Consider the following 12,906-nt stretch of genomic DNA (forward strand, 5'->3'; position numbering starts at 1 on the left):
GATGATGAATGTGGACTTGCAACAACTGATTCGCGTGTTGACGACACACACTCGCCGAGACCTGGAGCGTGCCGCCGAACGCTGTGTGACCCGGGGCGGGACGCAAGTCCTGGTGGAGGACATGTTGCTGGCGCTACTGGAGCACCCGCAAGGATTGCTGGTGCGCGCGCTGCAAGATGCCGGTGTCGAACAGGGCGAGTTGCAAGCCACCCTGCAGCCCAGGGTGGGCCAGGGCACTTCACGCAATCCGGTGTTTGCGCCGTTGCTGGTGCAATGGTTGCAGCAAGCGCTGGTGGTTGCCCAGCTGGAATTGGCGCAATCCCAGGTCGGAGACGCAGCCTTGATCCTCGCCTTGCTGCGTAACCCACAGTCTCACGCAGGCAGTCGTTATCAGGTGCTGCTGGCGCGCCTCGATGCGCAGCGCCTGCTTGAATTCGCCTTGAACGCCGAGATTGAGGGTTCCCGTGGAACAGCCGGCGCCAACAATGAGTCGTTGTTGCAGCGCTTCACCCATGATCTGACTCAGCAAGCCTTAGAGGGGCGGGTTGACCCGGTATTGTGCCGCGACGCAGAAATCCGTCAGTTGACCGATATCCTGGCGCGTCGGCGCAAGAACAATCCGATCATTGTCGGTGAGGCCGGTGTCGGCAAGACTGCGCTGGTCGAGGGGCTGGCCCGGCAGATCGCCTGTGGGCAGGTACCGCCGGTGCTCAAGGATACGCGCCTGCTGGTCCTCGACATGGGGCTGCTGCAGGCCGGTGCCAGCATCAAGGGCGAGTTCGAGCGGCGGCTCAAGGGCGTTATCGACGAAGTGAATGCCTCACCGGTGCCGGTGATCCTGTTTATTGACGAGGCACACACCTTGATCGGTGCCGGCAGCGCGCCCGGCAGCGGCGATGCGGCGAACCTGCTCAAGCCGGCGCTGGCCCGTGGCGAGCTGCGTACCATCGCCGCCACCACCTGGTCGGAGTACAAGAAATACTTCGAAAAGGATCCCGCATTGGCCCGGCGCTTTCAGCCGGTGCATGTCCAGGAGCCCAGTGTCGATGACGCAGTGATCATCCTGCGTGGTCTGACTGCGGTGTATGAAGCCAGCCATGGCGTGTACGTGCGCGATGACGCCGTGGTTGCCGCCGCGCAGTTGTCTGCCCGTTACCTGGCGGGGCGACAGTTACCCGACAAGGCCGTGGATCTGCTCGATACGGCCTGCGCCCGTGTGCGCATCAGCCTGGTGACAGCCCCGCCGGCGTTGCAGGCCGTGGCGGCGCAACTGGCTGAAAGCACCGGCCAGCACCAGGCGCTTTGCCGCGATAGGGACGCTGGGTTACCTATAGATCCGGGCGCGCTGCAGGTTCTGGCTGCACGCCTGCAAACCATCAGTTGCGAACACGAGCACCTCAAGCAGTGCTGGACGCGCCAGCGCGAGAGGGCCGAAGCGATACTGGCCCTGCGCATACAGGTGAGCCAGGCCCGTCAGTCGGGGCAGGCAATCGAGGTGCTTGAGCAGCAATTGTGCGAGGCCCACGGCAGTCTGCTGGCCGAGCAATCTCACCAGCGCCTGGTCAGCTTCGAAGTGTGCCCACGGCTGGTGGCGGAAGTAGTCAGCGCGTGGACGGGAATTCCGCTGAGCCAGGTGGCCTGCGAGCACAGCACCCAGGTCCGCGATTTCGCCACCGATCTGCGGGCGCGCATTCTTGGCCAGGCGCACGCCGTACAGGCGCTGGATCGCTCGATGCGTGCGGTTGCGGCAGGCCTGAACCCCCCCGATGCGCCCGTGGGCGTGTTTCTGCTGGTCGGCCCCAGTGGCGTCGGCAAGACAGAAACGGCACTGGCCCTGGCCGAGCTGTTGTATGGCGGTGAGCGGTTCCTGACCACTATCAACATGTCCGAGTACCAGGAGCCACACTCACTGTCGCGCCTGATAGGTGCTCCGCCCGGGTATGTCGGCTATGGCGAAGGCGGCGTCCTCACCGAAGCGGTCAGGCAAAAGCCCTATTCGGTGCTGCTGCTCGATGAAGTCGAGAAGGCGCACCCCGGTGTGATGAACCTGTTCTATCAGGTCTTCGACAAAGGGCGGGCCAATGACGGTGAGGGACGTGAGATCGATTTTCGCAACACCCTGATCCTGATGACCTCCAACCTGGGCAGCGAATGCACCATCGACCTGTGCCGGGCTACATCGCGTCCCACCCCACAAGCGTTGCAGGAAGCACTTGCGCCGCTGCTCAAGCAGCACTTCAAGCCGGCGCTGCTGGCCCGTATGCGCGTAGTGCCGTACTACCCGATCGACGGAGCGGTGCTGCGGGAATTGGTAGAAAGCAAATTACAGCGCCTGGCTCAGCGTTTGTTGCAGCGCCAGTTGGCGTTCAGCTATTGCCCGCGGCTGGTCGATTACCTGGCAGAGCGCTGTACCCACAGCGACAGCGGGGCGCGGTATGTCGATCAATGGATCGACGCCAATCTATTGCCCCTGGTCGTCGATCGCCTGCTTGAGGCAATGGCCAGAGACGAGCATCTGCAGCGTGCCCACGGGACGCTGGATGGCGACGGTCACGTAATCTGTGAGTTTGCGTGATGAGGGAGAACCCGTTGTCACAGGCGCTTGATCCTGCCGAACAGCTGGTGCAGTGGCTCTTGCACATGGGCATCGACAGCGATCGGGCAAGTATGCCTGGCCAACTTGCCCATGCCGCCGTGCAGTTGAGCCAGTGCTCGCTCAGCCAGGTGTACCTGGCAGATGAGGGCGACCGTGGTCTGGTGCTGGCTGCCGAATACCGGCGAGATGCAGGGCCTGGGGATATCGGCGCACGTGCAGCAGCTGATCAGCAGCACCAGCAATTGCTGCAGTTCGCCCTGGAGCACAAGCGCCCCCTGAGCATCCGCGGCCTGCAAGACAGCATTTATGACACGACTTTTATTCCGTCGGGCCCGGCGCCCTGGCAATCGTTGCTGTGCGTCCCCATCACCCATCGCCACCTTGCTGTGAAGGGCGTGTTGATATGCGTAACCGAGCGCAGCATCGACCTGCAGGGGTATGCCATGACACTGGGGCAGTTGGCGGTGTTTGCGCTGCGCCAGCGGTCGCTGTTACCGGAGCCTTGCCCGCCGCCGACCCATTCGGTACTCGAAAACGTGCTGCATCCCGTAAGTCTCGGCCTGATCGGCAACAGTACGGCGATGGATGAGACCTGCCGCCTGATCGGCAAGGTGCTGGACAGTACCTATACCGTGCTTTTGCGCGGCGAGACCGGCACGGGCAAGGAGGTGGTCGCGCGGGCGATCCATGCCATGGGCCCGCGCCGGTCCAGGGCCTTTGTCGTACAGAACTGCGCGGCATTCCCGGAAGGGTTGCTGGAAAGCGAACTGTTTGGCTATCGCAAAGGCGCGTTTACAGGCGCCGACCGGGACCGACCGGGGCTGTTCGATACCGCCGACGGCGGCACGTTGCTGCTCGATGAAATCGGCGACATGCCGATGTCACTGCAAGCCAAGTTGTTACGGGTATTGCAGGAGGGCGAAGTACGCCCGCTGGGCGCCCGCGTCGCCCATAAAGTGAATGTACGGATCATTGCCGCCACCCACCGCGACCTGCCTGCAATGGTGGCCCAGGGCAGCTTTCGCGAGGACCTCTACTACCGGCTGGCGCAGTTTCCAATCGAGCTGCCGGCCCTACGCCATCGCGAAGGCGATGCACGGCAATTGGCTCGCCATTTTGCGGGCCAGGCCTGCGCGACCCAGGGGCGAGCACCGGTGTCCTGGTCGGACCAGGCCCTGGATCAACTGTCCAGCCACAGCTTCCCCGGCAACGTGCGCGAACTCAAGTGCCTGGTGGAGCGCGCGGTGTTGTTGTGCGACGACGGGGTGATCCTGCCGCAACATTTGTCGTTGCCATTGGCGTCCTCCACACAGGCCAGCGACGCAACGCTGCGCCAACGCCTGGAGCGCGTCGAACGTGGCTTGCTGATTGATTGCCTGCACAAGAATCGCGGCAATCGCACCCGCACCGCCCGCGAGCTGGGAGTCGCCAGGCGCACCCTGTTGTACCGCCTCGCGCGGCTGAATATCCCTTTCGGTGAAGCATCAAGGGGGAGCGCTGAATGACACCAGCCCTGACTGACAGGCGCCGGCTGTTGCGCTCGGACGGATTTATTTCAATGGGAGAGGCGTGATGATTGTTTCTCGGTGGCAGGTATTAGTCCTTGTTCTGCTGATGTTGGTGCTGAGTGGTTGTACGGCAAATTACGTGTTTGACGACGATGAATATCGGCCGCTGGGAGATCCGCGGCCCGACCAGTACCCGCAATAAGCCCGGAGGCCCCGTATGCAGTTGATATTTGAGATCTGTGGCAATTGGCAAGGCATGCCCGGCTCGACCCGCAACAAAGTGTTTGACGGCGCCGGCGGGGTGATTGGCCGTGGTGCCGATTGTGATTGGGTCATTCCCGATCCCAGCCGTCAGTTGTCCAATCATCATGCCTTGATCAGCTTTCGTGACGATCAGTACTTTCTGACGGACATCAGCAGCAATGGCATTTGCCTGGGGGACAGCGCCGTGCGCTTGCGCAAGGGCCAGGCCCGGCCTATTGGTCAAGGCATGGTGTTTCGGATGGGCCCGTTTGATATTCGCACGCAGTTGGTGGCGGTGGCTGGCGCCGTGAGTCACAGCGACAACCTGATTCCGGATGACGCGTTCCTGCAGCTGGATCCGCTGTATGCCATGCCCGGCCAGGCCCATCAGTCAGAGGAAACGCGCTGGACGGACACCAGCACGGTCGAGCGCCAGCATGTGACTGTGCCGACCCTGGTAGAGCCTGCCCCGCAGATTGCACCAGCGGCAGAAAGCCCCCCGGCAGGTAACGACCACGCGCTGTTCTGGGGGGCGTTTTCCAAGGCGCTGGGCGTGTGCCTGGACCCGCTCGACGAACCAGGGCGGCAAGCGCTGGCAATCAAGGTCGCGGGCTTGCTCAGGCAGGCCGTCGAAGGGTTGCAGCAGAACCTGCACACCCACGAAGAGTTGAAAAGTGAGTTGAGCGCTTCGCTAGGGCGTCCGAGCGACCAGCCTCCCTTGATGGGCGGTGCCGATTCCCTGGAGGCCATGTTGGGCGGTGAGCGGCAGGGGCTGCCAGCCGAACTGGCGGTTATCCAGGCTTACCGCGATTTGCAGGTGCATCAGGTCGCGGTGCTCGCGGGTTGTCGTGCCGCCGTGCGCGGCGCACTGGCGGCGTTTGCCCCGGGCCAGTTGCTGGTGCGTTTCGAACAGCAGGGCAACACGCCGCGGCTCCCCACCAGCGGCGCCTATTGGCGCGCCTACCTGCGCCACTATCAGCGCCTGGTCGAGGACGAAGGCTGGAGTGAGCGCTTACTGAGCGAGGACTTTGCCAACGCCTACCGGGAGCAGGTGCGCCTGGTTTCCACCCTTCACAGTACTTGTTCTGGATGATCCCCATGTCACGCTTCACCTTTGTTCTGTTACTCGCTGTGATGGGCCTGTTGCCCGGCTGCAGCAACCTGTCCCCCTATTCGAAGCTGACCAAGCTGGACCTGACGCTGAATGCCAGCGATCAGGTCAACCCGGATCTGAATGGTCGGCCGTCGCCTATCGTGGTGCGTTTGCTGGAGCTCAGCAATCCGGTGGCCTTCGAGAACGCGGATTTTTTCAGCCTGTATGGACGTGCCGAAAGCACCTTGCCCAAGGACCTGATAAGCAGCGAAGAATGGGAGTTGCGCCCTGGTGAGCAGGTCCCGCTGAAGCTCAGTGCAACGTCGGGCGGCCGCTACATCGGGGTGTTGGCGGCCTACCGGGATTTGCCCCAGGCACGGTGGCGCTATGTCGTGCCGTTGGCCGTTGGCTCGCGGACCCGTGTAGAGCTGTTGTTCGATGAAGCGGGCGTGCGCGCAGCCGATTGGCAGCCGACCCAGGCAGGTGACTCACATGCTGCTCGATAAAGTCACCTGGCAGGAGGGCATGTTGTTGCGCCCTCAGCATCTGCAGCACAACGACCGTTACTACCACCAGCAACTGGCCCGCCGCAGCCAGTTGTCACAGGGCTATGCCTGGGGCTTCCTGACCCTGGAAATCGACCCGCAGTACCTCGAGATGGGCAAGGTGGTGGTCAGCCAGGCCAGTGGCGTGCTGCCTGATGGGACGCTGTTCGATATGCGTGACCTGAGCGCGCCGCTGGTGCTGGAAATTCCTCCAAACAGCGGCAGTCAGGCGGTGTACCTGGCGTTGCCGATGGTTGCCGGCAATGCCGTCGAGGTTCGCCGCCCGGCGCAAGCTGATGTAGTGGCGCGCTACACCGCGTACGAAGTGGAAGTGGGAGACGCCAATGCCGGCGAAGACACACGCTGCGCCATAACCTGCGCCCGCCCGGATTTTCGCCTGCTGCTTGGCGACGACCATGACGTCCAGACCTACGTCAGGCTCAAAGTCGCACAGGTCCTGGACTGTAACGGCCAGGGCGTTGTAGCCCTCGACAGCCTGTTCTCGCCGACGTTCATGCACCTTCATGGGTCGCCCTTTTTACTGTCCTGCCTCAAGGAGGTGGTCAGCCTGTTGGCGTTCCGCGGGGACGCGATTGCCGAGCGTTTGCAGGACGCTGGCCAGGCGGCCGGGGCCGAGATGGGGGACTTCCTGATGTTGCAGTTGATCAACCGTACGGAGTTGATCCTGCGCCACTATCTGGACCAGACCCGCTTGGGCCCCGACGTGTTGTACCAGGCTCTACTGGCGTTGCTGGGGGAGCTTTCGACGTTTTCCAGCGCTACCAAACGCGCCGGTTTTGATGGGCGCTACCAACATAGCGAGCAGGGACCGAGCTTCCGTGAACTGATGACGGCAATTCGTGCGGTGTTGTCGATGGTACTCGAGCAGCACGCCATTGAGCTGGTGCTGCAGCCCCGTCAATACGGGGTGTTGGTGTGTCCGGTCAACGACTTGAACCTGCTGGGCGCTGCGACCTTCATTGTGGTCGCCAGTGCCCGCAGTGATTCGGAGGTGTTGCGCCAGCGGTTGCCGGCGCACCTGAAAATCGGGCCGGTGGAGCGGATCCGCGAGCTGGTCAACCTGCACCTGGCTGGCATTAGCGTCAAGCCGTTGCCTGTGGCGCCCCGGCAGATTCCTTTCCATGCCGAAAAAACCTATTTCATGCTCGAGCTCAGCCCCCGCGACCTGGAGCAGTTGGCACATTCAGGTGGATTCGCCTTCCATGTCAGCGGCGAGTTTGCCGATCTTGAATTGAAATTCTGGGCTATCAGGAACTGAACCGATGACGATGGAAAGGACATACCCGCAGGATGACAAGACGGTCCTGCTGGATCGTCATGGATTTGGCCCGGCGCAGGGCGCCATCACGGATTTCGAGGCACCACCGCGCTTTGAACAGCTTGAGGACCGGATGATGTACGCCGCCCATTTGCAGGGCGCAGAACACTTCAGGCTGGGGCTCAACCCGCTGGTGACAGCGGCCTGGGACCTGTTGTCGGAGGTGGTCCGGCTCAAGGGCGGCACGGCCCGTGAAGGCCTGCACGCGCTCAATGATCGGTTGTCATCGGGCATTACGTTGTTTGAAACCCGCGCCCGCCACGCCGCAATCCTCGACAGCCAGATCACGGCGGCGCGTTACGTGCTGTGTAGCGTAATAGACGAAGCGGTGGTGATCACGGCCTGGGGCAGTCAGAGCGACTGGTCGCAGATGAGCCTGTTGAGCCGCTTTCATAACGAAACCTTTGGCGGCGAAAAATTCTTCGAGCTGCTTGAGCGATTGTCCAGGGATCCGATCAAGCATCTGGCGCTGCTGGAGTTGATGTACGTCTGCCTGGCGCTGGGCTTTGAAGGCAAATATCGGGTGATGGAGCGTGGCCTGCTGCAATTGGACGGCATTCGCGACGCTTTATACCGGCAGATCATCCATGTGCGCGGCCACGCGCCGCTGGCCAGTGAGCCCCGGCCACCGTCCAGCCGCAAACCCCGGCAGGCGATGCGCATTGTTTCTGCAACCTGGGTCTGGGTCTTCGTCGTAATGGGCCTGGCCCTCATGTATTCAGGGTTCGCCTGGGTGCTTGGAGAACAGCGCGAGAGCGTGCTCAAAGCCTATCTGCCGACCACCACCGACATCATCCGGACACCGCAGTAGCGCAGGGAGCGATCCATGAAAAATCTATTCAAAATGCTGGCCTCTGCCTTGGGTCTGACCTGGGTCTGGAGCTTGCTGCTGGTACTGTTGCTGGCGTGGACCGTGTGGCGGTTCGGGCCGCTCCTGGCGGTCGATGACAAGCGTTTCTGGCTCGGTGCGACATCTCGCTTATTGACCATCAGCGGCTTGTTCCTGGCCTGGGGGTTGGCAATGGTCTTTGCCCAGCGGCACACCCCCGCACAATCCCCCGCACAGGCTTGCGGCCCGGACCAGGCGCTGCCTAAGTCCCGCAAGGGTCTTGTGGAGCACGAACAGCACAACGTGCGTGGCCGCTTCAAGGAAGCGCTGCACACCCTCAAGGCAGCGCGGCGTTATGGCAAACGCAGCGAACGTTGGCGCAACGAATTACCCTGGCACCTGGTGATGGGCGCCAGCGCCAGTGGCAAGACCTGCCTGTTGCAGGCGGGTGGCATGCAGCTGCCATTGGACCGGACTGATTGCGGCGCCCCCCACACTGCCGGCGCAATACCCCATTGCGAGTGGTATTTTGCCGATGAGGGGGTCCTGATCGACACCCCGGCGCGCTACCTGGCCCATGCCGACAGTGAGGTCGATGGTGGCGGCTGGGCGACTTTGTTGACGCTGTTGAAAGCCCGGCGCCGTGCGCGCCCGCTCAGCGGCGTGCTACTGACACTGTCGGTGGATACCCTACTCAATGGCAGCGAGCAGGACCTGAGCGTTGCCGCGCGCCAGTTCAACAGCCGTCTTCACGATCTGCAGCAGACCTTGCATGTGGAGTTACCGGTCTATCTGGTGCTGACTCAGGCGGACCATTTGCCCGGTTTTGTCGAGTTCTTCGAGCGAACGGAGGGGCAGGGCAGCGACGGTCTGTTGGGCGAGCCCATCGTACCCGGCACGGCGGGAACCGATAACGCCCAGGTGCGCCAGGCATTTGAAGCCGTGCTGCAGCGTTTGAGCGGGGAACTGATACAGCGCCTGCATCTGGAGCGCAGCGGCGAGCGCCGCGGGCGTATGGTGGATTTTCCTCGGCAGGTGGCGCAGATCGGCGAGCGCCTGTGTCTGTTTACCGAACTGGCGTTTTCTGCCCATCGTTACCAGCGCGTCAACGCATTGCGCGGTTTCTACTTGACCAGCGCCGGTGAGCGTCCACGGTTTATCCAGGGCCTGTTCAGCCGGGTGGTGTTCGGCGAGGTCGACCTGGCCGGCCTGGACCACCGGGAGCGCGCGCAGATCCGCCGGCGCCAGCGAGGCCTCGCCCTGGCTGCCTTGCTGGTGCTCGGCGGCGCAGGTTCGCTGTGGATGTACAGCTATTCGCAGAATCATCAACGCCTGGAACAACTGCGGGAGTTGGCGCGGTCTCCGGCTCCTCGGCAGGCGGCAGAAGACCCGAGCGTGGCGATAGTTCCACTATTGGACCGTCGATGGGCGGCCACGCAGGTTTTTCCGGCACCGCAAGGTGCGGGATGGTTGCAGTTTTCAGGTTTGTACCAAGGTGACAGGAGCCGCCCGGTGCTGGACACCGCCTACCGCCAGGCATTGCTCCAGCACCTGATGGCACGGGTCAGCGACATGCTGGAGGAGCAGGTGCGCAGCAACTTGCACGACCGTCAGCAGTTGCTTCTCAGCCTGCGGGCCTATCTGATGCTCAATCTGCCTGAGCGGCGGGACACACAATGGTTGATGGATCGCGTCGCCGAGCTATGGTCGCTGCGCTACCCTGGCGACACTGCCCTGCAGAAGCGTTTGAATGCACATTTTGCACAATTGCTTGCGCAACCTTTTGTGGCACCCCTCAACGAAACCCTGGTGGCCCAGGCTCGCCAGGTCTTGAAAGCGCAACCTTTGGCTGGCGTGATCTACCGTCTGCTGCGTGAACAGGGCAGCGAGCTTGAACCCTATCGTTTCGCCCAACACCTGGACCCCCAGGAGCAAGTGTTCGCCGGCATTGACCAACCCATTCCTGGCTTCTTCACCCAGCAGGGCTACCGTCAGTTCTTTGCCGTGCAGGGCACTCGGATGGTCGCGGCCATCGTGCGTGATAACTGGGTACTGGGGGAGGGTACAGAACTGAGTGCCATGGGCCTGCGCCAACTGATGGTCGAGCTGGAGCAACAGTATTTCAGCGACTATGCCCAGGCCTGGGGGGCGGCGCTGGCCCAGGTGCGCTTGCAGGAAAACGATAGCCCCCGCGAAATTGCCGAGCAGCTGGCGGGCCTGACATCAGCCCGTTCACCGTTGTTGCAGTTGCTGCAGCAGGTCCGGGAAAACACCCGCTTTTCAAGCCCTGTCGAACGCCTTGAGGCGCTTCAGTCGGGTTCGCCGGTGGCCCAGGCGGCCGTGGACAGTGTCGCGCAACGGCTGCCCGACACCCCGCAGCGCGCAGTGCAGCGGCGCTTTGAATCACTGCATCAGTTGCTCGATGAGCAGGACAACCCTGGGCCAGAATTGTCCCAAGTGTTGCAAACCCTCAACCAGGTGCATCTGCAGTTGGCCGCCCTTGGGCGGGAGAACCGGCCTGAACGAGCCGCCTTTGAGCTGGTCAAGCGGCGCATGCAGGGACAACAGGACGCCCTGGGCAACCTGCGCAATGCTACGGCGCGCCTGCCGGCTCCCCTCAACGGCTGGCTCGCGGGTGTCGCTGATGACACCTGGCGCCTGGTGCTTGACGAGGCCTACCGCCACCTGAACCGACGCTATCAGAGTGAGGTGTATGGGTTCTATGCTTCGGCGATCAAGCAACGCTACCCGTTCAGCGCCCATGCCAGCAGCGACGTGGCCCTGAATGATTTTCGCGAGTTCTTCAAGCCCCAAGGGGTGATGGCGCGGTTTCTTGACGACGACCTGCGGCCTTTTGTGATGGGGGACGGCGACCGCTATCGGTTGCGCAGCCTGGATGGCCGCAGCCTGCCGATGTCGCGGGCGTTGCTGGACCAACTGGCAAAGGCGCGCACCATACGCCAGGCGTTCTTCGCCGATGACCCGAGTGAGCCGGGGGTGCGCTTTACCCTGGCGCCATACAGCCTGGATCCCACGGTCAGTCGAGCGATTCTGCGGTTCGGCGACCAACAGATGGAATACCGCCACGGGCCGATTGTCCCGATGCTGTTCCAGTGGCCCACCGATACCGAGGACGGGCGCAGCAGCCTGGTGCTGGAAGGTATGGCGCAACGGCCAATGGGCATCGAGAAAAACAGCGGACCATGGTCGCTGTTCCGCCTGTTTGACTTGCTGCAAGGCGAACCCTCGAATGGCCGCGATGCGCGCCTGCTCAAGGCGGACATCGGCGGCCTGCGAGCCCATTATCTGTTGACCAGCCAGCGCACGCCGAACCCGTTCGAGATGGCGACGTGGCGGACCTTCCGCATACCGGAGCAACTATGAGCCCATGGCAAGACACCTGCCGCAACGCAATGGGCGAGGCGTTGAACCCGGAACCCCCGAATTGATGCTGGATCGCGGGTTCGACGGGGCATTGCGTGGTCAGGCCAGGGGTAATCTGACGGCCCTGGTGATGCAAGCATGATGGAAAACCAGCCCCAGCCTGGCGCCTGTGCCCCGCTCATATCGAGCCCGCTGCCGATGTTACTGGGCGGCCGCTATCGCCTTGAACGGGTGCTCGGGGAAGGGGGCATGGGGATTGTCTATCGCGCCCGTGATTTGCTCCACGAGCAATTCGGTGAGCCAAGGCCCCTGGTGGCACTCAAGGTTCTCGGTGAAAGCCTTGCCCAGTCACAGGATGCGCACCTGCTGCTCTACAGGGAGTTTTCCCTGACCCGCAGCCTGGGGCACGCGCGCGTGGTACGGGTGTTTTCGTTTGATGTGGATACGGCGAGCGAAGTGGCGTTCTTCACCATGGAGCTGATGAGTGGCGCGACCCTGGACCAGTTGTTGCTCGACTGCCCGCGCGGGGTGCCTTGGCAAGAACTGCGGCGTATTGCAACGGGGCTGCTGGACGCGCTGGGTTACATCCATCGACAAGGTGTGTTGCACGGCGATGTGAAGCCCAGCAATGTCATGTTGGGCGATGACGGGGTGCGCCTGTTTGACTTTGGCCTTGCCCAGGCGCTTGCGCCGCCGCTGTCCGGGCTGCCGGCCTTGAACCCACAGCGCTTCACTGCCTGGACACCGGCCTATGCCGCCCCGGAACTGCTGGACGGCGCACCCCTGTCAGCCAGTAGCGAGGTCTATGGTGCAGCGTGTCTGGTGTATGACCTGGCGCTGGGCAGGCGTAGTACACAAGGCGCGCGACTGGCGCCTCCGCGACAACTGCCCCGGCGTTGCTGGCCGGCACTGAAAATAGCGCTCAATGGCGACCCGCAGCGGCGAACCATCACCCTCGACGAGTTGCAAGTGGCCATGCAGTGTGAACATTCGGTGGTGGGCCGCTGGTTCGCTGCCCGTTAAGGTGAACTGTCTGCCAGACCATGCAGCTGACAATACTCAGCCCACTCCAGTCCCGCCATCTGGGCCACTTCCTTGTGAACCTCAAGGCGCTTGGCCTCGAACTCCTGTGGCGACTGGCTGATCAGTTGCAGTGTCAGTTCCCAGGCAAACAGGTTGCGGGCTTCTGCCTCGGCCTCAAAGGCCTCATGCAGGCGCTCGGCCCGGTATTGCGCCATGGTTTCCCGCTTGGCCTGGGCCGCCAAGGGGTTCAGCGTGTCCAGTTCGGTGCGCAGATCGGGGTGCTGGCTCAGGAATATATCCAGGGCAAGCTGAAGGTTTTCGCCAGGTTCAGACAAGGGGGGACTCC

At 62.7% G+C, this 12,906-nt stretch carries 10 protein-coding genes; 9 read left to right on the forward strand and 1 reads right to left on the reverse strand.

The genetic code is table 11. The features are described from left to right. The first annotated feature begins 1 nt into the window (after nt 1). The 9 genes from tssH (at nt 2) to JFT44_RS24840 (ending at nt 12,560) form a co-directional block, all read left to right on the forward strand. Nucleotides 2-2,575 carry a type VI secretion system ATPase TssH gene (tssH, locus tag JFT44_RS24805; RefSeq protein WP_198831339.1) on the forward strand — a complete coding sequence of 858 codons (2,574 nt, stop codon included), beginning with the start codon at nt 2-4 and terminating at the stop codon, nt 2,573-2,575. Continuing rightward, nucleotides 2,575-4,101 (forward strand): sigma-54-dependent Fis family transcriptional regulator, encoded by a 1,527-nt coding sequence (locus tag JFT44_RS24810; protein ID WP_128592971.1) that lies wholly within the window; start codon nt 2,575-2,577, stop codon nt 4,099-4,101. The genes tssH and JFT44_RS24810 overlap by 1 nt, the downstream gene beginning before the upstream one ends. A 67-nt stretch (nt 4,102-4,168) precedes the next feature. Beyond that, nucleotides 4,169-4,306 carry a type VI secretion protein TagU gene (locus JFT44_RS28800; protein WP_115128353.1) on the forward strand — a complete coding sequence of 46 codons (138 nt, stop codon included), beginning with the start codon at nt 4,169-4,171 and terminating at the stop codon, nt 4,304-4,306. A gap of 15 nt (nt 4,307-4,321) precedes the next feature. Further along, nucleotides 4,322-5,440: a type VI secretion system-associated FHA domain protein TagH gene (gene tagH, locus JFT44_RS24815; RefSeq protein ID WP_128592972.1), complete on the forward strand. Its 1,119-nt coding sequence runs from the start codon at nt 4,322-4,324 to the stop codon at nt 5,438-5,440. A 5-nt stretch (nt 5,441-5,445) separates the two neighbouring features. Continuing rightward, nucleotides 5,446-5,946, forward strand: a complete 501-nt coding sequence (gene tssJ, locus JFT44_RS24820; protein ID WP_128592973.1) for a type VI secretion system lipoprotein TssJ — start codon at nt 5,446-5,448, stop codon at nt 5,944-5,946. Next, nucleotides 5,933-7,264: a type VI secretion system baseplate subunit TssK gene (tssK, locus tag JFT44_RS24825; protein ID WP_128592974.1), complete on the forward strand. Its 1,332-nt coding sequence runs from the start codon at nt 5,933-5,935 to the stop codon at nt 7,262-7,264. Before tssJ ends, tssK begins: the two co-directional genes overlap by 14 nt. Nucleotides 7,265-7,268: 4 nt before the next feature. Then, nucleotides 7,269-8,135 (forward strand): type IVB secretion system protein IcmH/DotU, encoded by an 867-nt coding sequence (gene icmH / locus JFT44_RS24830; protein WP_164844811.1) that lies wholly within the window; start codon nt 7,269-7,271, stop codon nt 8,133-8,135. Between the two features lie 15 nt (nt 8,136-8,150). Continuing rightward, entirely contained in the window at nt 8,151-11,537 is a 3,387-nt protein-coding gene (gene tssM / locus JFT44_RS24835; protein ID WP_198831333.1) for a type VI secretion system membrane subunit TssM, read from the forward strand. A 141-nt stretch (nt 11,538-11,678) separates the two neighbouring features. Beyond that, entirely contained in the window at nt 11,679-12,560 is an 882-nt protein-coding gene (locus JFT44_RS24840; RefSeq protein WP_225923882.1) for a serine/threonine-protein kinase, read from the forward strand. Here the strand turns inward: JFT44_RS24840 and JFT44_RS24845 are convergent. Then, a complete protein-coding gene (locus tag JFT44_RS24845) occupies nt 12,557-12,895 on the reverse strand; it encodes a DUF6388 family protein (RefSeq protein ID WP_057959356.1) in 339 nt (112 codons plus the stop codon). The genes JFT44_RS24840 and JFT44_RS24845 overlap by 4 nt on opposite strands. Between the last annotated feature and the right edge of the window lie 11 nt (nt 12,896-12,906).

The sequence above is a fragment of the Pseudomonas sp. MF5691 genome, assembly GCF_016405645.1.
Classification (GTDB): Bacteria; Pseudomonadota; Gammaproteobacteria; order Pseudomonadales; family Pseudomonadaceae; genus Aquipseudomonas; species Aquipseudomonas shahriarae.

Coding starts and splice junctions, on each gene's coding strand:
- icmH (WP_164844811.1), top strand. CDS start 7,269: ATGACGATGGAAAGGACATACCCGCAGGATGACAAGACGGTCCTGCTG.
- tssH (WP_198831339.1), top strand. CDS start 2: ATGATGAATGTGGACTTGCAACAACTGATTCGCGTGTTGACGACACAC.
- tagH (WP_128592972.1), top strand. CDS start 4,322: ATGCAGTTGATATTTGAGATCTGTGGCAATTGGCAAGGCATGCCCGGC.
- tssK (WP_128592974.1), top strand. CDS start 5,933: ATGCTGCTCGATAAAGTCACCTGGCAGGAGGGCATGTTGTTGCGCCCT.
- tssM (WP_198831333.1), top strand. CDS start 8,151: ATGAAAAATCTATTCAAAATGCTGGCCTCTGCCTTGGGTCTGACCTGG.
- JFT44_RS28800 (WP_115128353.1), top strand. CDS start 4,169: ATGATTGTTTCTCGGTGGCAGGTATTAGTCCTTGTTCTGCTGATGTTG.
- JFT44_RS24840 (WP_225923882.1), top strand. CDS start 11,679: ATGGAAAACCAGCCCCAGCCTGGCGCCTGTGCCCCGCTCATATCGAGC.
- JFT44_RS24810 (WP_128592971.1), top strand. CDS start 2,575: ATGAGGGAGAACCCGTTGTCACAGGCGCTTGATCCTGCCGAACAGCTG.
- tssJ (WP_128592973.1), top strand. CDS start 5,446: ATGTCACGCTTCACCTTTGTTCTGTTACTCGCTGTGATGGGCCTGTTG.